This is a genomic window from Thalassospira sp. ABD4_177 (genome assembly GCF_056160125.1).
On record NZ_JBSWWO010000003.1, the window covers coordinates 343,881 to 366,432 of the forward strand.

The 22,552-nt window shown below is 51.9% G+C and carries 19 protein-coding genes; 15 read left to right on the top strand and 4 right to left on the bottom strand.

The annotated features are described in order from the left end of the window. Window positions 1-17: 17 nt before the first annotated feature. From ACXAF0_RS17560 to ACXAF0_RS17570, 3 genes are read right to left on the bottom strand one after another with little or no spacing between them, the layout of a single operon-like run. Window positions 18-1,454 (bottom strand): efflux transporter outer membrane subunit, encoded by a 1,437-nt coding sequence (locus ACXAF0_RS17560; RefSeq protein ID WP_475347124.1) that lies wholly within the window; start codon window positions 1,452-1,454, stop codon window positions 18-20. A gap of 14 nt (window positions 1,455-1,468) precedes the next feature. Beyond that, window positions 1,469-3,451 (bottom strand): MacB family efflux pump subunit, encoded by a 1,983-nt coding sequence (locus tag ACXAF0_RS17565; protein ID WP_475347125.1) that lies wholly within the window; start codon window positions 3,449-3,451, stop codon window positions 1,469-1,471. A gap of 2 nt (window positions 3,452-3,453) precedes the next feature. Continuing rightward, complete coding sequence (locus ACXAF0_RS17570) at window positions 3,454-4,638, bottom strand: efflux RND transporter periplasmic adaptor subunit (protein ID WP_475347126.1); 1,185 nt, start codon at window positions 4,636-4,638, stop codon at window positions 3,454-3,456. A 223-nt stretch (window positions 4,639-4,861) separates the two neighbouring features. On the opposite strand from ACXAF0_RS17570, the gene ACXAF0_RS17575 reads away from it, so the two are divergent. The 14 genes from ACXAF0_RS17575 to ACXAF0_RS17640 all read left to right on the top strand — a co-directional run bounded on the left by ACXAF0_RS17575 (window position 4,862) and on the right by ACXAF0_RS17640 (window position 20,421). Next, window positions 4,862-5,572, top strand: a complete 711-nt coding sequence (locus ACXAF0_RS17575) for a response regulator (protein WP_475347127.1) — start codon at window positions 4,862-4,864, stop codon at window positions 5,570-5,572. Between the two features lie 65 nt (window positions 5,573-5,637). After that, complete coding sequence (locus ACXAF0_RS17580) at window positions 5,638-6,945, top strand: HAMP domain-containing sensor histidine kinase (RefSeq protein ID WP_475347128.1); 1,308 nt, start codon at window positions 5,638-5,640, stop codon at window positions 6,943-6,945. Between the two features lie 501 nt (window positions 6,946-7,446). Then, complete coding sequence (locus ACXAF0_RS17585; protein WP_475347129.1) at window positions 7,447-8,262, top strand: flagellin; 816 nt, start codon at window positions 7,447-7,449, stop codon at window positions 8,260-8,262. Window positions 8,263-8,339: 77 nt separating this feature from the next. Next, window positions 8,340-10,028: a flagellar filament capping protein FliD gene (gene fliD / locus ACXAF0_RS17590; protein WP_475347130.1), complete on the top strand. Its 1,689-nt coding sequence runs from the start codon at window positions 8,340-8,342 to the stop codon at window positions 10,026-10,028. After that, window positions 10,021-10,485 carry a flagellar protein FliS gene (locus ACXAF0_RS17595; RefSeq protein ID WP_475347131.1) on the top strand — a complete coding sequence of 155 codons (465 nt, stop codon included), beginning with the start codon at window positions 10,021-10,023 and terminating at the stop codon, window positions 10,483-10,485. The genes fliD and ACXAF0_RS17595 overlap by 8 nt, the downstream gene beginning before the upstream one ends. 7 nt (window positions 10,486-10,492) lie before the next feature. Beyond that, complete coding sequence (locus tag ACXAF0_RS17600; RefSeq protein WP_475347132.1) at window positions 10,493-11,104, top strand: sigma-70 family RNA polymerase sigma factor; 612 nt, start codon at window positions 10,493-10,495, stop codon at window positions 11,102-11,104. A 63-nt stretch (window positions 11,105-11,167) separates the two neighbouring features. Continuing rightward, window positions 11,168-11,851, top strand: a complete 684-nt coding sequence (locus tag ACXAF0_RS17605) for a hypothetical protein (protein ID WP_475347133.1) — start codon at window positions 11,168-11,170, stop codon at window positions 11,849-11,851. Window positions 11,852-11,877: 26 nt separating this feature from the next. Next, entirely contained in the window at window positions 11,878-12,351 is a 474-nt protein-coding gene (locus ACXAF0_RS17610) for a hypothetical protein (protein WP_475347134.1), read from the top strand. 134 nt (window positions 12,352-12,485) lie between these two features. Further along, on the top strand, window positions 12,486-13,187 hold the full coding sequence (locus ACXAF0_RS17615) for a flagellar hook assembly protein FlgD (protein WP_475347135.1): 702 nt from the start codon (window positions 12,486-12,488) through the stop codon (window positions 13,185-13,187). 17 nt (window positions 13,188-13,204) lie between these two features. Beyond that, window positions 13,205-14,500 (top strand): flagellar hook protein FlgE, encoded by a 1,296-nt coding sequence (gene flgE / locus ACXAF0_RS17620; protein WP_475347136.1) that lies wholly within the window; start codon window positions 13,205-13,207, stop codon window positions 14,498-14,500. A 12-nt stretch (window positions 14,501-14,512) separates the two neighbouring features. Next, on the top strand, window positions 14,513-14,935 hold the full coding sequence (locus ACXAF0_RS17625) for a hypothetical protein (RefSeq protein ID WP_475347137.1): 423 nt from the start codon (window positions 14,513-14,515) through the stop codon (window positions 14,933-14,935). A gap of 70 nt (window positions 14,936-15,005) precedes the next feature. Continuing rightward, window positions 15,006-16,727 carry a flagellar hook-associated protein FlgK gene (flgK, locus tag ACXAF0_RS17630; protein ID WP_475347138.1) on the top strand — a complete coding sequence of 574 codons (1,722 nt, stop codon included), beginning with the start codon at window positions 15,006-15,008 and terminating at the stop codon, window positions 16,725-16,727. Between the two features lie 11 nt (window positions 16,728-16,738). Beyond that, window positions 16,739-17,650, top strand: coding sequence for a flagellin (locus tag ACXAF0_RS17635; protein ID WP_475347139.1), 912 nt, complete (start codon window positions 16,739-16,741; stop codon window positions 17,648-17,650). A gap of 581 nt (window positions 17,651-18,231) precedes the next feature. Further along, entirely contained in the window at window positions 18,232-20,421 is a 2,190-nt protein-coding gene (locus ACXAF0_RS17640; protein WP_475347140.1) for a FepA family TonB-dependent siderophore receptor, read from the top strand. A 111-nt stretch (window positions 20,422-20,532) separates the two neighbouring features. Here the strand turns inward: ACXAF0_RS17640 and ACXAF0_RS17645 are convergent, their stop codons facing one another. Next, window positions 20,533-21,552 (bottom strand): MBL fold metallo-hydrolase, encoded by a 1,020-nt coding sequence (locus ACXAF0_RS17645; protein ID WP_475347141.1) that lies wholly within the window; start codon window positions 21,550-21,552, stop codon window positions 20,533-20,535. A gap of 108 nt (window positions 21,553-21,660) precedes the next feature. On the opposite strand from ACXAF0_RS17645, the gene ACXAF0_RS17650 reads away from it, so the two are divergent. Continuing rightward, the gene (locus tag ACXAF0_RS17650; protein WP_475347142.1) at window positions 21,661-22,551 is read left to right on the top strand and encodes a LysR family transcriptional regulator; all 891 of its coding nucleotides are present in this window, start codon (window positions 21,661-21,663) and stop codon (window positions 22,549-22,551) included. Window position 22,552: the final 1 nt, after the last annotated feature.

Here is a 22,552-nt window from a genome sequence, read left to right on the forward strand (position 1 = left end):
CTGTTTGGTGATTGGTGTCAGGCAGATGTAGTATCTGGGGCTGGGCTGGTTTGGGCATTGGCCTTGGAGGCATCACCACCCAGTGCCTGATACAGCGTGATCAGATTGGTAATGCGATCAAGCTGGTTGGCCAGAACAGATTCTTCGGCTGAACGTCTGGTTTCCTGTGCGTCCAGCCAATCCTGCATGGCGACCGCCCCTGATCGGAAACGGGTTTCATAAATCCGTTCGGCATTGCGGGCGGCATTGAGGGCAGCTTCAAGCCGGACGGCACGACGATCATACTGCGTACGGGCAGAAAGTGCGTTTTCAACGTCACTCATGGCTTCGTAGGCTGTCTGACGGAATTCGGCGACCGCCTGTTCATATTCAGCTTCGGATACCTTGATATTGAGCTGCCCCTCGTTCCAGTTCAGGAACGGCAGGGCAAGGCTTGCGCCAAGTGTGCCGATCGGGTTTTGCAAAAGGTTACGCAACTGGTCGCTGCTGGTGCCCAAATCGCCTGTTAGTGTCAGGGTAGGCAGTAAACTGGTTTTGACCGAATTCAAATCTGAAACGCTTTCCTTCAGGCGCAATTCAGCGGCTCGCACATCTGGACGGCGCGACAGCAATTCCGATGGCAGGCCTGCGGCCACATCGGGCAGGGCATCTGATGGCAACGTCATGCGCGGGATTTCAATGTCGCCCGGTGGACGGTCAAACAGGATCGACAGGGCGTTTTTGGTTTCCGTCAGACTTTGTTCAATTTGGGTGTAATCGGCCAACTGACTTTCAAGATTCTGGCGGGCTTCGAACAGTTCCAGTGATGATGTCGAGCCGGACGCATATTGAACATCGACCAGATCAAGGGTTTGCTGAGCATAGTTGATGCTGGCCTGTGCAATCTCCAGTCGCTGCTGATAATAGACAGCTTGCCAGTAAAGGGTTGCGGTCGTGCCGATTAGCGATAATGCCGTACTTTCACGATCTTCAAGGGTCGCCAGTGCTTCCCAGCGAGCAGAGTCATAATCATGACCAAGCTTTCCCCACAGATCGAGTTCGTAACTGATCCCGGCATTGGTGCCAAAGCTTCGTGTGCTTCCGTTATCCTGATCCAGATCGCGTGAAACCGATGCATTCGCACCACCGGAAAAGTCTGGATACAGGTCATCTTCGGCGAGGCCCGCCGTCAATTGTGCCTTGCGGACTTTAATGGTGGCGGCAGCCAGATCGTTATTGCGTTCAAGTGCACGGGCGATAAGTGCGTCAAGCTGGTCATCGCCGAAATTCTGCCACCAGTTTTGCGAAGCTGTGATGCCGGATGCGGTTCTGTTGTCCGATGTGGCGGCGGTTCCGTTCCAGCTGTTTTCCGCCGCAATATCCGTGCGTGAATACCGGGTTTCGGTAAGGCTACTGCATCCTGCGAGTGCAATCATCGACAGGATGGTCCCGGTTTTTAAAATCCGTGTGATCATTTTTGTATTCTCCGTTAGTCGCGCGACAGGGCGTCGACCGGATCAAGCCGGGCGGCATTGCGGGCAGGCAGGAAGCCGAATGAAATGCCGATCAATGTGGCGCAGGCAAAAGCCGCGATAATCGAGGTTGTCGAATAGACCATCGAAAACGAGCTTCCCATCGCATCGAACAGAACTCCGATGCCAAGAGCGGTCAGAACGCCAAGCGCTCCGCCCAGGATACAGACCAGAACTGCCTCGATCAGGAATTGTCGAAGAATGTCGCTTTGACGTGCGCCTACTGCCATCCGAACCCCGATTTCACCTGTACGTTCGGTAACTGACACCAGCATGATATTCATCACGCCAATCCCGCCGACGATCAGGGAAATCACAGCAATCGACGAAATCAGAAGCGTCATGGTGCTGGTGGTCTTTTCGATGGTTTCACGGATGGTGTCGGTATTGATCGTGAAAAAGTCCTTTACGCCGTGTCGCCGGGTAAGAAGGGTTTCAATATTCTGTTGTGCCAATGCGGTCTGGACTGCGTCATCAATACGAACGGTGATGCTGCTCAGATAATTCTGACCGAGAATTCGAGTCAGTGCCGTGGTGTAGGGCACCCAGATATTCAGACTGTCATTGTTGCCAAAAGTGCTGTCCTTTGGCGCAGTGACACCAATGATACGCACCGGCACGGTGCCAAGGAAAATCACCTGTCCGAGCGGATCTTCGCCGTTCGGGAACAGTTTTTCACGTGTATTGTCGTCAATGACCGCGTCCTGACTGCGTTTGTCGACGGCAAGGTTGTTAAACCAGATTCCATCGGCCATTTCATAGCCGCGTACTCGGTAATAATCGGTGCCGACACCGGCAACCGAGGCATCGACTTCGATATTGCCATATCGCAGAGTGACGGTGCTTGAAACACTGGGGGTGACGCTGTCTACATAGTACTGGGTAGACAGCACATCTGCATCGGCCGCAGTTAATGTCCTGATCTGGCTGGCATCGCGATCACCAAAATCCTTGCCACGATTGACATCAATCGTGTTGGTCGCGATTGAACTGATATCGGCAAGGATGCGATCCTGTGATCCTTGGCCGAGGGCTACGACCGATACCACCGATGCGATCCCGATAATGATGCCCAGCATCGTCAGAAAAGTCCGCAGTCGGTGCGCATTCATCGCGACCAGTGCCATTTTGAATGCCTCGGTGAACTGGTCGATTTCGGCCCGGATGCGAGATGCCCGCTGTGTATAGTTTTCGGCCTTTTTGCTGGCAGCGCGTTTGACAAAGGCCTGTGTCTGGCGTTCGTCGCGGATGATTTCGCCGTCGCGGATTTCAATGATGCGTTCGGCGTGGGCGGCAACATCATGATCATGGGTGACCAGAATGACGGTATGGCCATCGCGATGCAGGTTGCGCAGCAGTTCAAGCGTTTGAGCGCCACTTTGGCTATCAAGTGCACCGGTTGGCTCATCAGCCAGAATCACATCGCCGCCATTCATCAACGCGCGTGCAATGCTGACGCGTTGCTGCTGCCCACCGGAAAGCTGACTGGGGCGGTGATGAATTCGGTCGCCAAGCCCGACGCGGGTCAAGATATCCATTGCCCGGTCACGTCGTGTTTCGGCATCAAACCCGGCATAGATTGACGGGACTTCAACATTGCCCAGCGCGCTTAAATCCGACAGCAGATGGTAGCGCTGAAAGATAAAACCGAAATATTCGCGCCGAAGGGCGGCCAGCTCATCGGGTTCCAGATCGCTCGTAAGGCGGCCATTAACCCGGTATTCACCGCCAGTCGGTCGGTCAAGGCAGCCCAGAATATTCATCAGGGTCGATTTTCCCGACCCGGACGCACCAATGATCGCAACCATTTCGCCGCATTCAATCGTCAGATTGATACCCTTTAGCACAGCAATGCGATCTTCGCCGGCCGGATAGTGACGCCAGAGATCGCGGATTTCTATCAGCGGGGTTTTGTGTGTGTTGCTCCCTATCAGGTTCATGATCAAAACATTCCTCCCGGACCACGATGTATGGATTGGTTGGTCGTGACCGCACCACTGGTTGCGCCGATAACGATGTCGTCATTTTCGGAAATACCGCTGATGATCTGCGCATTGATGTTGGTGTTCATGCCGACCATGACGGGCTTTTCAATAGGGGTGCCTGTGTCATTAAGAACCTGAACGGTATATTGTCCGTCCTTGTCCGGGCCACTCAGCGCGGCGGACGGAATGATCAGCGCATTTTCAACGTCGTTCAGTGTGATGGTGACTTCGGCTGTCATCCAGATGCGCAGGCGGTGGTCCGGGTTGGCGATGTCAAACAGACCATTGTAATAAACGGCTTCGTCGTCAGTGTTGTCGTCGTCGTCCTCGATTCCGGTGGGGGCTGGTTCGATGGCGCGAAGGATACTTTCATAGTGTGTGTCAGGATCGCCCAGAATAGTGAAACTGACCAGCTGACCTTCACGAACGCGAATGACATCGGCCTCGGATATTTCAGCTTCGACCGTCATGGTGTCTAGCTGCGCGAGTTTTATGATGGTCGGCGTTGATTGTGCGGCGTTCACGGTCTGCCCCTCTTTGACCGGAAGGGCAACAACTGTACCATCCATTGGAGCCAGGATTTTGGTGTATCCAAGATCAATCTCGGCGGTATCGACGGCGATTTTTGCCTGATCGATTTGCGCATTTAGCGCTACGATTTCCGCCTTGGTTACATTAAGGTTTGCCTCGGCACTTTCAAAATCTTCCTGTGGCGAGGCGTCAAGCGCACGCATCTTTTTCTGGCGAGCATAGTCAAGCTCCGCCTGTTTCAGTTCGGCCTGTTTGGCGGCAAGCTGTGCCTTGATATCGGCAAGTGCGGCCTCGGCATCGCGTAAATCGTTTCGCTGTGTTGAAGGGTCGATTTCTGCAATCAGATCGCCTTCCTTAATTTCATCCCCGAGATCGACATGCAGTGCCTTGATCTGCCCGGACACCTGTGCGCCGACACTGACCAGTTTAGAAGCGGTAATGGTACCACTTGCCAGGACCGTATCGGCAAGGTTGCCGATACGGGGTTTGGCGGTGACATAACCGGTTTTGGCAGCGGATGGGAACAGATATGCCTGTGCCATCCATCCTGCTGCCAGGATGATAATAACAGCGATGACAAGGTTGCGGGCGGTCTTGGATGATTTTTTCATCGGGCTTTCATGTCCTTGGATGAAACGCACCCGACAGTGCAAGGCAATTGAGCTATCGGGCACCCCAGACATAGCAACCCTTTTGTCAGAACGGGGTGAGGAGGATGAAAATGATTTGTAAGGAATGTGTAAAGTTCACCATCCTCGCCTTTCGTTAGGCGTTTTAAGCGCTAGAATGTCATCATGAACAGGAATTAGCCCGTATTTGAAAGACCCTGAACCCGTGACCAAAATTCTTCTTATTGATGATGATGTCGAGCTCGGTGCGATGCTGGGCGAGTATCTTGAAGGCGAGGGGTTCGATATCGCCAATGCCTATAATGGTGAGGACGGCCTGCGCATGGCGCTGGATGGTGGGTTTGCCGTGGTATTGCTTGACATTATGATGCCGGGTATTGGCGGAATTGAAGTACTCCGTGAATTGCGCATTAAAAGCCGGGTGCCAGTCATCATGCTGACGGCCAAGGGCGATGATGTTGACCGTGTCGTCGGGCTGGAACTTGGTGCCGATGATTACATACCCAAACCATACTATCCACGCGAACTGGTGGCGCGCATTCGCGCGGTTCTGCGCCGTGCCGAACCGGTTGGCGAAAGCCGACGGGATGCAGGCGGGCCGGGCAATGGTGACGAAATCGTTCTTGGCAAATTGCGGCTTAATATCGCACGCCGGGTGGTGCAGTTTGACGGCCAAGACATGGAATTGACGGTCTCGGAGTTCAACCTTCTGGAAGTTCTGATGCGTGCCAGAGAACGGGCAATGTCAAAAAACGAGCTTTCGATGAAGGTGCTGGGGCGCCCGCGCGAGGTTTATGACCGCTCGATCGATGTGCATATGAGTAACCTTCGACAGAAGCTTCAATCTGTCAGCGAAGATATTGGCCTGATCGAAACTGTGCGCGGCTTTGGCTATCGTCTGAGGCAGGACATATGAGGGGCCGGTTATTCTGGAAAATCCTGATCGGGTTTGCTTTGACCTTCATGGGAATCTGGCAGAGCGTGTGGCTTCTTTTTACGTTATATGGTGATCCGCCCCAACCCTATCATGTCGGATATCTGCAGGATACGGCGCGAGGTTATATTGATACTGCAGCAAGCCTTATTGAGGCCGAAGGTATTGGTGCGCTTGAGAAGGCGATTGCTTACTGGCCTGACGATGAACGGGGCCGCCTTAGCATCGAGCCGCATGCAAACAGTACAGCAAGGCCGACGCCCAATTTTGTTCCCGAAGAACGGTTAGAGGAAATTCGTGAAAACGGATTTCTGTCACGGTATGCGATAAGCCCGACCGGGGTGTCTGTGCATCTGAAATTTGATGTGACCGATATCGTTGCTTCTATCCCGGAGCGGGGGCGGTTCAATGTGCCGACCCCGATGGTGATTGCGGGTGTGCTGGGAGGACTGGTGTTTAGCGGCGTCCTTGCCTGGTATCTGACCCGACCGATTCGCCAGCTTCAGGAGGGTTTCGAGCGACTTTCGACCGGGGATTTGAAATGGCGGCTGGGCGACAAGATCGGTCGCAGAAGTGACGAGATTGCTGATCTGGCGCGTGATTTCGATGTCATGGCACTGCGATTGCAACAATTGATAGAGGCGCGCGACCGCCTGCTGAATGATGTATCACACGAATTGCGGTCCCCGCTGGCACGAATGCAATTGGCTGTCGGGCTGGCACGCCAGAAGCCCGACCGCATTGATGGATCACTTGATCGGATTGAAAAGGAAACCATTCGTCTGGATGAACTGGTTGGTGAGCTTCTGACACTGTCACGTGCTGAGAGCGGTGCTGGTCAGAACCAGACATGGCTTGATATCGTCCATCTGCTGGGCCGGGTTGTTAGTGATGCCCGGTTTGAGGCCGATGCGACCGGGATCAAGGTCCAGACAAACCTTGCGATTAAACGCAACGGGCATGGTGAGGTGCCGTTGGTGGTTGGCAACGCCGAACTTCTGCGGCGGGCCTTTGAAAATATAGTGCGTAATGCTCTTCGTCATTCACGCGAAGGTCAGCTTGTTCAGGTTTCTGCTGAGGAAGCCGCCAGTCGCGACGTTTTCTGCATCACCATATCCGATCAGGGGCCCGGCATTCCTGCTGAACAGCTTGAAAATATGTTTGAACCATTCATTCGCGGGGAACCTGGATTAAACGGGGTCGGTTTCGGACTGGGGTTGTCAATTGCACGGCGCGCAATCAAGGCACATGGCGGAGAGATTTCCATTCGCAACCGGGACGGCGATGGGCTTGATGTTTTGATTACCTTGCCATTTTCCATGCGGGTCGACGACGCAGATGGCAAGCCAGTTTAAAAAATAACTCTCTACGAAATCAATATGACTCAATACCTGGATAAGGAAACAACGAGCTGTGCAAGAAAAATAAACTATCGACAAGGAAGACCGTCATAACCAGCGGGTTATTTGGGAAAGAAAAAAACCGTCATTATGACCTTTCACAAACATATCCTGCCATCCAGAACATTTTTTGCAATTGGTGCAATTATCAGTCTGCCGTTCAAGCAGCGAGTTCCGAAGCCGCCCTTTGGAATCGTGATCCGGTGTGTCTTCATCGAAGACAAGCTTAGGGGTGGAATTTGAAGTTGTAGAACCGCGTCGTGGTTTTTAACAAATCAGTTTCCAGAGAATATTATTTTTAATCAAAGAGATAAGTCAGGCTTTGGCGTGCTTGACCAAAAAATGAAAAAAACACCGCCAGTTTTTCTGACCGCTCCCGTGTGACTTTGTATCGGCCCTTTTCCGGGGCGTGTTGGCAGGTATGTCAACGGAGAAGTCCATATAGGAGTATGAAAAATGGCGAGTATTAATACAAACATGTCGGCCACCCTTGCGGTGTCGAGCCTTAATAAAACCACTGACGAGATGACCTCGGTTCTGACCGCGATGTCGAGCGGTCAGTCGATCAACTCTGCATCTGACGATGCAGCGGGTCTTGCTGTTTACACGGCAATGTCGGTTGACTATGCGGCTTGGGATCAGGCGGCTGACAATGCCGAAGTTGCGACGGCAATTCTTGAAACTGCCGATGGTGGTCTGGCCGAAATCGCCGACATTCTGGAACGTATGTACGAGCTGGCATCGCAGGCCTCTTCGGGGTCTGTGACCGATACCGAGCGTGCGTATCTCGACGATGAATATACAGAGCTGAGCTCCCAGATTGACTCCATCGTTGAATCGACGACCTATTTCGATACGTCGCTTCTTGATGGCACCTATGACGAGGGCTTCACCGTTTCTGCCGACTCTGCCGCAGCCGCGATTGATGTGACGATCGGGCAAGCCTACGACACGACAGGTTTGGCCATTGCAGCCGGGGTTGATTCTTCGACCAACGCGACGACTGCGCTGGGTGAGATCGAAGCCGCAATCGAGCTTGTATCTGCTGGCCGTGCATCGGTCGGTGCAATGATGTCTCGTTTCGACTATGCCGCGGGCAACATCGAAACGGCCAAAACCAACCTGGAATCTGCAATGAGCGTCTATATGGACGCCGATATTGCCGCCCTTAGTGCCGATCAGACCGAATTGGGTGTGAAGATGGATTCCGCCATTCAGGCGCTGTCGATCTCCAATGAGAATCTCGAGAAGCTCTCGCGCTTGCTGAGCTAACTCGTGACAGGGCCATCCGGTGTTGAGAGCCCCCGGATGGCCCTGATTTTTTCGATTGAAGGCAGAAGGAGGGGAGTATGTCGACCATCAACTCAACAACGTCGTCGAGCTATGCTTCTTCGTCTTATGTTTCGGGTTTGACGGATATTGATACCGCCGAGCTCGTTCAGGATGCCTATGATACAAAGATGGAGGTCGCCGATGTCGTCGAGGCCGAAATCGATGACATCGAGCTTGAGATTGCAGCCTTCGAAGATTTGCAGACCCTGCTTGAGACCCTGGAGAGCAGTGCAGAAGCGTTAACCGCGGAAGCCGAACTCGACAGCTTGCGCGATGATGTCTGGGTTGGAAAGTCGGCCTATCTGTCTTCCTCTGATGCTAATACCGATGCTTCGGATGTTGTCGGTGTGCTGGTCGATGATACGGCAACGGCCGGGAGTTACACCCTCGAAGTCAAGCAGTTGGCAGCAGCGCACAAGCTCGGTGGCGATACCAATAAAGACAATAGCACGGCACAGGCATTGAGCGGAACATTGAGCCTTGTTGCCGGTGATGATTATGAAGCCGTCGATGTCGAAATTACGGAAGACATGTCGATTGCCGATATCGCAGAAGCGATCAACGAGGTAACTGCCACTACAGGGGTGAGTGCAAGTGTTCTGAAGGTATCTGACGACGAATATATGTTGGTCCTTTCCGCGGTTGATACCGGTCAGGAGATCACCTTTGATACCGATGGTGCAGACACATTAATTGCCCAGTCCTTGGGTTTTGTTGAAGCCGATGGTTCATACAGCAACGAACTTGTTACAGCGGACCAGGCGATCTTTTCGGTTGATGGCGTGGAAGTTACCCGCAGCAGCAACACAGTTGACGATGTAATCGATGGGGTGACGCTGTATCTCTATGCCGAGGAAGAAGGTACAGAGATTACGCTTCAAGTCGAAGATGATGCGAGCTCCGCCTATAGTGCGATTGAGGAATTCGTCACTGCCTATAACGAATTGCGCAGCTTCATCATAACCAATCAGGCCTATGAAGTTGGTGAAGGTGCCGATGAGGACGCGGTCCTGTTTGGCGACAGCCTGCTGAGCTCTGTGTCGTCGGCTGTTTATGACGCACTGTCCTTTACCAATGACAGTGATACTTACGCCACGCTGGCCTCTATCGGCATCACGCTTGATGATAGCAACTACCTGGTCATTGAGTCTGACGTGCTTGAAGAAGCGCTTGTTTCCGACTTTGACGAAGTCGCAGCACTGTTTTCCTTTTCGGGAAGTACAGATTCAGAAGATCTCCTGGTCTCCGAGGCGGACGGTTCCTACACCGGGACCTTTGCGATCGACATCGTGACGGATGCTGATGGCAATATCACATCAGCCAGTGTCGATGGCGATGACAGCCTGTTTACCATCAGTGACAACAAGCTGGTGGGTGCCGAAGGCAGTGAATACGAGGGTGTCACGCTGTTTTTTGGTGGCGACACATCGCAAAGCGTCGAGGTCACTGTCAAAAGCGGTCTTGCCTATGACCTGACCGATTCCCTGGACCGTTACACCAACAGCTCGGACGGTTTGATTTCGAACCGGCTTGAACGTCTCGAGGAACAGGTCGATGACCTGGAAGATGATGTCGAGGAGATCACCGAAGACGCGACCAAATACGCGGCCGAACTAACCGAGCGATATTCTGCAATTGAAGCTGAACTCTACCAGCTTCAGCTATTGCGCGAACAACTTGAAGCCTTATGGGGTGACGATGACTAATTATGCTCCAACTGCTGCGCAGAAAGCCTATCGCAGTGCGGGCGCGACGGCACTTTATAACAACGCACTAAGAACAACCTCGCCAATTGCAATGATGGTGATCGCCCTGACCAAGACGCGTCAGCATCTTCGTGAGGCATGGCAGTTCAGAGAACAGGGAGATTTCGAGCAGGAGCAGCGTGAGAAGACCATTGTTGTACAAAGACTTAAGGCCTTGCAAGCATGTATCGCGCCGGATTCTGCGCCAGAGCTTTCAAGAGACCTCTTTGCCTTTTATGCCAGAATGATTAAATTGCTCGCACGCAATCGCAGGGATTGTTCCATGGAGGAACGATACGAGGTCGTTGACCGCAACCTGCAAGAGCTTGCGCGTGAATGGGAAAAATTCTCGAAAGTCGATCCACGTAGGACTGTTCAAGCCCAATCAGGGCATCCGATGATCGGAACAGTGTTGTGAGGGATGCTTGAGTGTAGGTTTGCGCGAAGCTGTGACGACAAGTTCAGGTACATCTGCTGTTGCGTCGGCAAAAGCAGCCCTGACAGAACTTGATGACAACGCCCTTGTTGCGCGCATGGTGCAAGGCGACAAGGCGGCGTATCGAGTGATCGTCGAACGCTATTACCGTGGAATTGTTGGTGTTGCCCGCCGAATGGGGCTTGTTAGCGGTGATGCCGAAGATGTCGCACAGGATGTTTTCGTGCGTGTCTGGCTGCATCGCGAAAAATGGCAGGCTGATGGTGGCGCAACGTTCAAGACCTGGCTTTATCGGGTGGCCGTCAATCGCGTTATTGATATCAAGCGCAAACCTCAGGCCGTGGGCGGCCAGGAACTTGATGAAGTCCCTGATGAGAGCATGTCAGCCGTCGACAAATTGGCCCAACATCAGGAATTCAAGCGACTGCGCAAAGCGATCAAAAATCTGTCTGACCAACAACAAATTGCCATTAACCTGTTTTATGATCGCGAACTGTCCAATCAGGAGGCCGCCTCGATCATGGGGGTTTCGGTTAACGCCATGGAATCGCTCCTGAAACGCGCCAGAAAGCGGTTGCGTGAAGAGTTGAAATCAATTTGAGAACCGATTAGGTTCAAATGTCGTTCGAACAGGTAAGTTCGTCCTATTAAAAAGCGGTGAGCTGTGAAACTCGAGCATTTCGAAGAACTACTGGATCAATATGGCTGGGACTTGAGTTCCTGGCCCGGAGCATTGCGCCGAGAAGCCAATGTTCTTATCGCAAATGATGTCCGTGCCGCGGAGTTGCACCGATCATTGCGTGCTGTTGAAGCTATTCTTGCCGATGATCCCGTCTTGATGGGCAAGCACAAGGCCATCGATGATATTTTTGACGCCATTGAAGCTTCCGAGAAACAAGCCGCGCCTGATACCGACGCCGATGATGTCGAAGAAGACAGTCCTTTCCAGGTAATTGATGATCGTCCGAAATCTCGCCGGCATGTCGCCGCAGCAAGTGCTGCACCGACGGGGGATGGCCCCGCACGCCGCACTTATCCAGCCACGGTTTCTGTTTCACCGACCTCCTCAGCGATTGCCAAGGACAGTACAAATCATACGGTGCGCAAGGATGGTACTCTCGGCAGGATGGGAGAACGTGTCTTTTCCCTGACCGGCATGGCGGTTTGTGTTCTGGCCGGATTTGTTTTTGGCGTCACCCTGACAGTCGAACAGGGACATCAAGATACCGCCACGGCCGAAGAAGCCCGATTGAGCGAACTGCTTGAAAGACATATCTATTCGCTTGAGCAACTGCCAGCAGCCGTGGATTTTGACACGCGCTTGCATGAGAGGGAGGCTGGCCAATGAGCTTTGCGTTCCGTCGGGTGTCTTCCATGCGCAAACTGATGTTGGCATCGCTGGCCGTGAACTTGTTTTTGATCGGCGCGCTTGCTGGCACGCTTGTGACGGGGCTGCCTGTATTCCGCAATTTCATGCCACCTCCGCCGCCACCAGCATTTGACAATCCGACCGAACCGCCAAGTATCGGGTTGCTACGCGCAATTCGCAGCCGGTTGAGTGCTGAAGGAAAGGTCATCTTCGATAGCGAGTTTGATCCTGTCACTTCGAAGATCCGTGAGCGCCAGAACCCGAGGCTCCTTGAAGCTGCGTTACAGGAAGTTTTGGCCGATCCAGATGTAACGGATGCCGAGATCCGCAAAGCTTACGCTGAACTTAAAAATGCGGTTGGCAACGATCTGAGTGTGGTTCTGGATCACATGGCGAATGTGACCATCAGGCTTTCACAGGATGACCGGGAAAAGATGACATTGATCCGTCCGCCTGGTCCACCGCTACACGAACAATAAAGTCATTGTTTCAAAGGGATGCGAGAGCATCCCTTTTTTATTTTCCAAAAATCTGAATTTCATGCGCCAGTTTCTCGGGAAACGTCCGTGCAAAGAACATTAGCGCCTTTAAACGTTCTTGCCCGGAGTTGGTGATGAGTTATCTCAGTAGCCTGACATACGATAGCCTGACGTCGACAACGTCTTCTTCGAGCAGCAGCTCAACAGAGACGTCTTCAACGACAAGTGATGACTCTACCTACGAGACATACATGACGTTGTTGCTGACAACGTTGGAGAACCAGGATCCGACCGATCCTGAAGATGTCTCGGAAATCACAACGCAATTGGCAACCTTTGAGCAGCTTGAACTGGCTGAGGAGAACAACTCTCTTCTCTCAAACCTTTCGGAGGCCCTGACTGCTCTGCAGGGGGTTGTCGATGACAGTGCTGCTCAGGCTTACCTCGGTACTGATATTGTTGCTGTGGGTGATACAGCACCACTCGAGGACGGTGAAGCCGAGTGGTACTACGTGCTCGAAGACGATGCTTCGAATGTGACGCTCAGCGTCACCGACGAGGATGGCAATGTCGTTTATGAAACCACGGAAAGCGGATCGGAAGGCTCTAACAGTTTTGTCTGGGATGGCACCACCGATGACGGTGAAACCCTGAGTTCGGGGACTTATACCCTGTCGGTTAGCGCCACTGATTCCGATGGTAACTCTATCTCATCCGAAACCTTGATGACCGGTGTTGTGTCGGCAATTGACCTCACTGGCGATGAAGCTGTGCTGTATGTGAACGGGGTCGATGTTTCGATCTCAAGCGTGCAGGGCACGCAGACCGTTTCCTGAAATGAAGGATCAAGATCATGAGTCTCAATAGTGCTCTGAACGCAGCCGTACTCGGCTTGAATGCGCAATCCACATCACTTGGCGTCATCTCGGGAAACATCGCAAACAGTGAAACCACCGGTTACAAAGATAGCACGACGGCGTTTTCTTCGCTGGTGACCAACCCGGGATCGTCGACACAGGGGAGCGCCAACGGCGTTACCGCGACGATGCTGACCAATATTTCAACGCAAGGCTTGATTGAGTCCGATACCTCTGCGACCAGCCTGGCGATTTCAGGTGATGGTTACTTTGTGGTCACGGATGCCAGCGGGGGCACCTTTTACACCCGCGCAGGTGATTTTTCGGCAGATTCCGAAGGCAACCTTGTCAATAGTTCCGGCTATTACCTGATGGGCTATGCGCTCGACGAGGACGGAAATCCGGCATCAGGGACAGTCCCGACAAGTACCGCGGCACTATCAACAATCAACCTTGAGAATCTGACCGGTACGGCAGAGGCAACAACAGAAACCTCAATTGTTGCCAACCTGCCAGCAGATGCAGACGTCGGTGATGACTTCTCCGTCGATGTCGAAGTATTTGACAGTCTCGGGACCAGTCATACGGTGACCTACACCTACACAAAAACCGCCGAAAATGAATGGGAAGTCGACTATTCCGACCCGGTTTTGACCTCTGACGGCACGACAGTAACCGGCACGTCTTCAGGTGGTCCGTTGACGATTACCTTTAGTTCGGATGGCGAACTTGAATCAATTGAGGATTCCGGCGGTACGGATGTGACCGACAGTGCCACCCTGACCATCACCGGATGGACGACTGGCGCTTCTGATAGCTCCATCGTTACCGATTTCGGCACAGCCGGTTCCAGCGATGGTCTGCAGCAATACGCCTCTGACGAGGAAGACGGGGACATGACCCTGTATTCCGTTGACCAGGATGGCTCGAACTACAGTGAAATTGCCGAGATCGACATCTCGGATGACGGTGTCGTGTCGGTGACCTACGAAAATGGTGTCAGTGAACCGGTCTATCAGGTTGTTCTGGCCGATTTCACCAATGCGGACGGTCTCACCGCGTATAGCGATACAGTTTATCGCGAAAGCAATACGTCGGGCAGTTATGTCCTGAAGACCCCTGGTGATGGTGGTACCGGAACAATTGCGTCCTATTCCCTGGAAAGTTCCACGGTCGACACCACCACTGAATTCTCGCGCATGATTGTCGCACAGCAGGCGTATTCTGCCGCAGCTCAGGTCATTTCAACCACCAGCGACATGTATGACACCCTTATTTCGTCGGTTAACTAAGGAGAGGTTCTCATGACCGTCCAAGCACCTGTGATGCCATGCGACAGTGACAAAATTACAGAAGTCATGGACCGTTTGTCTGAATTGCTGGATGTCGAATGGCGCATTCTCGAACAGGCAAAGTACGACCTGCTGCCTGACATTACTTACGAAAAGAATGCGCTCGAAGATGAACTGCATGGCGAAATTGCAGCCCAGCGCAAGGAAAACAGCAGCAATCCGTTGGCCGGATTGTTCCTAGATATCAAAAAGGTCAATGCACTGCGTGCCAAACTGAAGCGAAACAATATTCGCCTCCAGGCAAAGCGCGAAGCATGTCTGAGGCGTATTCGTGCTGGCTGGGCAGCAACCGCGTCAGACGAGACGCCGTCTTATGGTCAGGATGGCGACGTCCGTGGTGGCCTTCATCAGCGTATTCTAAGCATCAAAATGTGAGTCAAACTTCAGTCGCGTCGGAATATGGCGCAGCGATTGAACACACATTTCAGCCAAACAGGTCCGAAACATGTCGATCCGTGCTGCACAAACTGCTGCGTTAAGTGCCTTGCAGACAAGCCAGGCCGGGATCAGTGTGTCTTCGGAGAATATCGCCAATGCATCCGTTGACGGTTACACCGCCAAATCGACCAGCACGGCGAGTAGTGTTACGGCTGGCGCGACGACCGGGGTCACGATCACATCGGTCGGATCGGATGTCGACAGTTATCTGTTGAAATCGATCAGTGAGGCAGCATCCGAGAGCGGTTATGCATCAGTATTTTCGACACCGCTCGAAACAGTCGCGAGTGCTTTTGGCGACATTGGTGATGATGGTGCAATTTCGACCCTGATTACCGATCTTGAAACGTCATTGGCGGCCTTGTCGGTAAGTCCAGATAGCCAATCCGCGAAATCCACAGTTCTCAATGATGCAGAAGCCGTGGCTGATGAGTTGAACAGTCTGTCGGCGACGGTTCAGGATCAGCGGGCCAGTGCGGATCAATCAATTGAAGATACCGTCAATCAGATCAATGAGCTGCTTTATGAAATTGATTCCTACAACAAGCAGCTTAGCGGCACAGCTGACTCCACTCTTTCCAGTAGCGAGCTGAACGATGCCCGCGCCCAGGCAATCAATGAACTGTCGGAACTGGTGGATATTTCCTATTACACGGACTCATCGAACAATACGAACATCTATATTGGTGGCACGCTCGTTGTTGGCAGTCAGGTTCAGGAGCTGTCCTATAACGCGGCCGGGTCGGTGAATGTGGATACCAACTTCGCGGATGTGACCGTGAATGGGCAATCGATCTCGGACGATATATCGGGCGGTGAACTTGGCGGGTTGATCGATCTGCGTGACGAGACTTTGCCCGATATTCAGGCAGAACTCGACAATCTGGCGACGACACTCATGGATGCTTTGAACGAGGTTTCAAATCTCGGAACAGCATATCCGCCGCCAAGCGACCTGACCGGCACAACCCAGACCGATTTGACCGATGCCTTTTCCGGGACCGGAACAGTGCGCCTGGTCGCAACAGATGATGAAGGTAATGCCGTTGAGATCGTCGATATCGACCTTACGACCGTTACAACGGTTCAGGACCTTGTCGATGAGATTAATGCCTCAGGCAATTTAACCGCATCTGTCAATGCCGATGGGACGCTGACAATCGCGACAACGGATGACGATTATGGTGTGTCGATTGTCAATATGGACGCCGAAGTGGGAACAGACGCAGAGGGGTTTTCTGCCTATTTCGGCTTGAATGACATGTTTGAAGGAACCGGTGCCAGCAACATTTCGCTGAATGAGGACTGGGATGCCGATAGCAGCAGGTTGCCGGTTGGAACGGGTTCGGATGATGCGGCACTGGCCGTTGGCGACAGTGTGATTTCATCATCAAGCTCCGACATCACCGAGGCCCTGGCCGATGTCTTTGACGAAAACATCAGTTATTCGGATGCCGGCAATCTTGGTTCAACCAAAACGACCTTTTCGGATTATGGGGCAGAGATATTGTCGGATGTCGCTCAGCAGGCATCAGCGGCGGATACTGAAGCAAGTGTCTCATTGGAAGCTTATGAGGACTTGGTTGAAACATTTTCCAATAATTACGGCGTCAATACCGATGAAGAAGCTTTGACGCTGAGTAATCTTGAAAGCGCCTATGAGGCCGCGGCAGCTGTGCTGGAAATTACCCAGTCGCTCATGGATACGCTGCTTGAGGCCGTGCGGTAAGGAAATTAGTCATGAGAGTTTCAACAGCGGCAATGCAAGAAAACATGTTGAGCCAGATCCGTTCCGTGCAAACCCAACTAGCGGAGGCAACGGAACAATCAAGTTCCGGCAAGATCGCCAGTTCAAACTCTGGCGTGTCGGAAAACTCGTACCTGATTGCGACCCTGAGTGCCGAGGTTTCGCAAGCCTCAGCCTATAGCGAAATTGCCGAGGAAATTCAGGGACGGGTTGAGGTTTACTATTCGACGCTTAATGACATGGTCGACGTTCTGACCGATATGACAGCAGATATTTCTGCTGGCCTGAGTACCGGTACCGAGAATTCATATGGCATTGCAGAGTCCGCAACAGCCGCATTGGAAACCTTCGCTTCCTTGCTCAATACCGAATATGAAGGCCGATATATCTATGCGGGTTCAGCGACTGATAGCGAACCTGTCGACGTCAGTGCTACGGCGTACCCCGCAAAAACAAGCCCGACAACGGCCGATACGTCCTACTATTCCGGGAATGGCGATGTTGCCTCTGCCAAGGTGGCAGACGGCACGACGATTGAGTATGGCATCACTGCCGACAACGAAACGTTCGAGAATGCTTTGCGTGCTCTCAACCTCGCGGCATATGCAGATACAGATCCGGTCGACGAAGTTGCTTTGCAGGAGGCAGCCGAACTTCTGGAAGCAGCCGTCGCCGGTATCTCGGAACTCCAAAACCAGGTGTCCTATACCCAAGACAAGCTTGAAAACATCATTGATATGCTTACGGACTTTCAACTGACCGCAGAAGCGACGGTCAGCAACCTGACGGATGTCGACCTTGCCGAAGCGGTGGTGACACTTGAAACCCTGTCAATGCAGCTCGAAGCATCCTACTCTGTGACAGCGCAGATGACGGATCTGTCTCTGTTTGACTATCTGCGTTAGATCTTTTCCTCTTTCCTTGAGGCACTGAAAAAGCAGCCGTATTGGCTTAGCGGGAGCCCAATAGTATCAACGAAGGGTTTGCGGCTTTTTCGCGCAACCAAGCTTATGTCGTAAAAGCAAGCGATTGGGTAATTTGGAAATTTGTTAGCTTTTCTGTCAATCCGGCAGATTTTTGTCAACTTATGTGACAATTGGAAATGCTAAGTTGCTGATTTCCCGTTAAGTCGAATGTCAGATCTTTGTGGCACCTGACCATGAGAAATAATCATATTATATGGTTATTTCTCATGGTCATCTTTTTGCTTTCCGAAATCATCATATTTTTGAACGTGTTCCTGTTCCGGGGCCTTTGTCAGAATTCGGCGTTTGCAACGTGCTACAATCGTGAAAGGCATTGTAAAAACGAATGGAACTGATTGGTTTGGTCGTGGGTTTTGCTCTGTACATAATTTAGAATAATTCTAAATAACAATTATTGCGCTTGAGGAGTGGTGATAATAAGAATACCTCGCATTTGCAAAGTGGGGTGTCTAACTGTGAAAAAAATTCAAAAAGAACCTGGCGGATATCGGATCAAATTGATGCAAACGAGCCTGGTCGCGTTGATGAGCACGTGGTCGTTTGAGGCGCTGGCACAAGACAATCTGTCGATGGATGACGAGACTGTTCTGGATACGGTGCATGTGATTGCGACGAAGGATCAGCTTAAGCAGTCACTTGGTGTTTCGACGATTACAGCAGATGATTTGGCGAAAACACCGGTGGTGAATGATATCTCCGAGATCATTCGCAAGATGCCCGGTGTCAATTTTACCGGGGCCTCGACAAGTGGTGAGCGCGGGAACCAGCGTCAGATTGATATTCGCGGGATGGGGCCTGAGAATACCTTGATTCTGATTGATGGAAAACCGGTGATGTCACGAAATGCAGTCCGGCTTGGTCGATCAGGAGAACGTGATTCGCGTGGCGATACCAGCTGGGTGCCACCAGAAGCGATCGAGCGCATTGAAGTGATCCGAGGGCCAGCTGCTGCGCGATATGGTTCCGGGGCATCGGGTGGCGTCGTTAACATCATTACTAAGAAGCCGGACGAATTTTCAGGTTCCATCACCACATTTGCCAATATTCCGGAAAACCCGGAGGAAGGTAAAACATTTCGAACCAATTTCGTGGTTGGTGGACCTGTCCATGAGAAAGTCTCTTTGCAGCTGATTGGTGGATATAGCCACCGGGATGCAGATGATCAGGCCATCAATGAATCTGATTCTGTGTCGGACTTTCCGGCTGCGGGCCGAGAAGGTGTCATCAATAAAGATGTCAGCGCCAAACTGACCCTGATGCCCAGCATGGATCATGAATTCGATGTCGAAGCCGGATACAGTCGCCAAGGCAATATTTATACGCGCGATAGCCAGCGTGCGCCAAACGGTGGATCACAAGACCGGTTGACGGAACTTGTCGGGACGGAAACCAATTCGATGGAGAGGCGCACGTTATCTCTGACGCATGAAGGTTTTTACGATTTCGGTGATTCACTTAGCTACATCCAATGGGAAAATACCCAGAACCGGCGTTTGAACGAAGGTCTGTCGGGCGGTTCCGAAGGGGTCATTGGCAGTGATCTGGAATTCAGCAAAATTACGGTTGATAATCTGACAGCCAAAAGCGAATGGGATCTGCCATTCCATATGGGCTTTGACCAAAATGTCACGCTGGGGGCAGAGTTCCGCGGAGAGTGGATGCATAACCCCGTGTCAATCGGTCAGGAAATAACCGGCGCGTCGAGTATTCCCGGTATTCCGAGCGATCCCGATGACCGTGATCCTGATGCAGAGGCCTGGATGCAAGGTCTTTATGTCGAAGACAATATAATGTTGTCTGATGACTGGATGCTGACGCCGGGGCTTCGCGCCGATTATCAGGAAAGCTTCGGGATTCATTATAGCCCAAGCCTGAATACCAGCTATCAGATGACTGAAGAAGTCGCTTTCAAGCTTGGTGTTGCGCGCGCTTTCAAGGCACCAAACCTGTATCAGGGCACGCCGGGATACTTGTTCTATTCACGTGGCAATGGTTGTGCTGCGGGTTACACATTGTCGGGCGGTTGCTATGTTGTTGGTAATGAGGACCTTGAACCGGAAACCAGCCTGAACAAGGAGTTTGGTGTTTCCTTTGCTGATCGCGACGGTTTGGCGGCAAGTGCAACCTATTTCCACAATACCTACAAAAACCGTATTTCATCTGGTCAGGAGCTGCTGGGCTATGCGAATGCCGCCGAAACCGTCGGGATTTTCCAGTGGGAAAATGTCCCCGAAGCGGTCGTGGCAGGATTTGAGGGTAATTTGACCTATCCGGTATCTGAAAATTTGTCATGGACCACCAATTTTACCTATATGACGGAATCCAAGAACAAGTCTGATGGTCAGCCCCTGAGCCTAATTCCGAAATATACCGTAAATAGCTGGCTTGACTGGCAGGCAACTGATGATCTGAATGTGGTGTTTGCGGCCACACGTTATGGCAAAACCAATGCGGCGACCATTAACGGTGCAACCGGTGCGGAATTGACCAACAGCGAGCCACGCAAACCATACCACCTGTTCAATATTGGCCTGAAATACGCGCTAAATAACAGCTTCAGTCTGTCGACCGGGATCAATAACATTCTGAATACGGAAATATTACGCCGCGCAAGCGGAGCCCAAGCTGGTGCAAACACCTTCAATGAAGGTTCACGCTCTTACTATCTTTCTGTGACGGCAACGTTCTGATCCGTGATCGGCTGATCTTTCAGAAGATAACTTGTACATAAGAAGAGGCCCCGAACAGCAGTATTTTCGGGGCCTTTTCTTTGTTTGAAAATCGTGATTTATCGTGCAGGGTTACTGGTCTCTTTCAGCCAGTCTTTCCGCCTGGGCCAAGGTGCAGTAATGGAGCAACTTGAACGCACCAAGGGCATCTTCGCCGTCAACAAAGGGATGTGTGGTGTCAGGAGCACGGCTTTGAAGATTTTGCATCTTTTCAACGGAACCATCACGGCGCGGATGGTTTGACAGAAACACATCAACATTGTGATGCTGGGCTGCTTTTTCGAAGTCTTCTGCTGATTGGGCATATTCCCGGATGCGATCTTCTTTGGGGCCGAAGTTTAGTCCCGTACCACCCCAAAGCCCGACATGATGGCGCGTTTGGCCGTCTTGGACCGGGAAAATCAACGATATTGTACCAGGCGTATGACCGGGTGTAACAAATAACATCACATTGGTATCACCCAGACTTACGGTTCCCCGGTCATTGATCGTGACATCGCGTTTCGGCGGTTTACCCCAGCGCGGATTTTGGATCATCTGTTCCGGATCTTCGAGCATGTTCCAGTCCTGATCGCTCATCACGACTTTGGGGTGGAACTTGTTAACCAGATATTCCTGGCCACCATAGTGATCACCGTGGCCGTGGGTGATAACAAGGTATTTGATATCTTCCGGATTGAGGCCAAGTTTGATCAGGCCGTCTTCGATATAGCGTTCCGCCTGATCATTATTGTTCAGAGCATCAACGAGAATGATGCCGTCACTGGTCTGAATGGCCCAGCTTGAAACAGACCGGTTGCCGACAAAGTACAGGTTGTCAAACACACGGGTCGGTTCGACATAGGCGCCTTGCCGTCTTTTTTCGCGTTCCTCGGCAGAAAGTTCGCGTTTTTTGGTGCTTCCGGCTGGACGGGATCCGGCGATACGAAAGCGCGATGATAGATCACAAAGGTTATGCAGGCCGGGATAGTTTTCACCTGCTTTCAGGCCCTTGTCAGCCAGTTCTTGTGATGTCAGTGGTTTCGCATTTGTAGCGGTTGATGCAAGGGCAAGCATCAAACACATCACTGAGGCCGTTCCGATGGTCTTCATGAAGTTACCGTGTTGTTTGTGAGATTAATCTTTATTCTCAACTGAATCTATGATCAAAAATACCGAACGAAAAGCTGGAATAACTGTTCATATTGATCGAAAAATTTGATGAAAAATACCATTCCACGTACCGACATTGAACATTGGGCGGTTTTGCGCGCTGCGGTACGATCGGGGAGCTTTGCCAAGGCGGCGCTTGAGATTAACCGCAGCCAATCATCCGTGAGTTATGCAATTGCCGAATTGCAAAAGAAACTGAATGTAGACCTTGTCAAGACAGTCGGGCGCCGTGCTGTTTTGACCAAAACGGGAGAGCGTCTTTTGATGGCAGCCATTCCATTGATTGACGGTCTGAACCATCTTGAAGAGCGCGCATCTTTGATGGCAAGCGGGCAGAGGCCCTCTTTACGGGTCCTATGCGATTGCTTGTTCCCGCGCGATGTTCTTTTTTCTGCGATTACAGAACTGCAAAATCAGCATCCCCAGACCGAGGTTTCGGTTCAGGAGTTTGTCCGGAAACCGATTTCTTATTTCAAGCCAGAAAGTTGGGATGTCGCGATTGGATATTGGGATGATAGCGGTTTGAACGCGACGCCTTTGATCGATATTGCACTTCGCCCGATTATAAGAGCAGATCATCCAATCGCACAGGTCACCGGATCAGAACTTGAAGAGCAATTAGCAGCGATCCCACGCGTGGTCATAGACGTTGAAGATAAGGTCAATCATGACTTTTTGCTCCCCGGGCAGTGGCGGGTCAATTCGCTTGATGCTGCGATTGCTGCCATTCGCTCGGGTAAATGTTACGGGTACGTTCCATGTCATAGTCTAAAAGACGACTTGCAGGCTGGGCGACTGGTGGAGATTCCTGTCTCATCAGACCTGCGTCGCATCCCTTTGGTTCTTGCACTTGGTCGTCAGTTTGACGCGATGTCACTTGCATATGCTTTTGCCGATCTGGTGCGAGATGAAGTCGCATCCGTATTTGGCGAACTATGAA

Bases quoted from the DNA above. Each gene is read 5' to 3' on its own strand.
- ACXAF0_RS17560 (WP_475347124.1), bottom strand. From the start codon at position 1,454: ATGATCACACGGATTTTAAAAACCGGGACCATCCTGTCGATGATTGCA.
- ACXAF0_RS17565 (WP_475347125.1), bottom strand. From the start codon at position 3,451: ATGAACCTGATAGGGAGCAACACACACAAAACCCCGCTGATAGAAATC.
- ACXAF0_RS17570 (WP_475347126.1), bottom strand. From the start codon at position 4,638: ATGAAAAAATCATCCAAGACCGCCCGCAACCTTGTCATCGCTGTTATT.
- ACXAF0_RS17585 (WP_475347129.1), top strand. From the start codon at position 7,447: ATGGCGAGTATTAATACAAACATGTCGGCCACCCTTGCGGTGTCGAGC.
- fliD (WP_475347130.1), top strand. From the start codon at position 8,340: ATGTCGACCATCAACTCAACAACGTCGTCGAGCTATGCTTCTTCGTCT.
- ACXAF0_RS17595 (WP_475347131.1), top strand. From the start codon at position 10,021: ATGACTAATTATGCTCCAACTGCTGCGCAGAAAGCCTATCGCAGTGCG.
- ACXAF0_RS17610 (WP_475347134.1), top strand. From the start codon at position 11,878: ATGCGCAAACTGATGTTGGCATCGCTGGCCGTGAACTTGTTTTTGATC.
- ACXAF0_RS17615 (WP_475347135.1), top strand. From the start codon at position 12,486: ATGAGTTATCTCAGTAGCCTGACATACGATAGCCTGACGTCGACAACG.
- flgE (WP_475347136.1), top strand. From the start codon at position 13,205: ATGAGTCTCAATAGTGCTCTGAACGCAGCCGTACTCGGCTTGAATGCG.
- ACXAF0_RS17625 (WP_475347137.1), top strand. From the start codon at position 14,513: ATGACCGTCCAAGCACCTGTGATGCCATGCGACAGTGACAAAATTACA.
- flgK (WP_475347138.1), top strand. From the start codon at position 15,006: ATGTCGATCCGTGCTGCACAAACTGCTGCGTTAAGTGCCTTGCAGACA.
- ACXAF0_RS17635 (WP_475347139.1), top strand. From the start codon at position 16,739: ATGAGAGTTTCAACAGCGGCAATGCAAGAAAACATGTTGAGCCAGATC.
- ACXAF0_RS17640 (WP_475347140.1), top strand. From the start codon at position 18,232: ATGCAAACGAGCCTGGTCGCGTTGATGAGCACGTGGTCGTTTGAGGCG.
- ACXAF0_RS17645 (WP_475347141.1), bottom strand. From the start codon at position 21,552: ATGAAGACCATCGGAACGGCCTCAGTGATGTGTTTGATGCTTGCCCTT.
- ACXAF0_RS17650 (WP_475347142.1), top strand. From the start codon at position 21,661: ATGAAAAATACCATTCCACGTACCGACATTGAACATTGGGCGGTTTTG.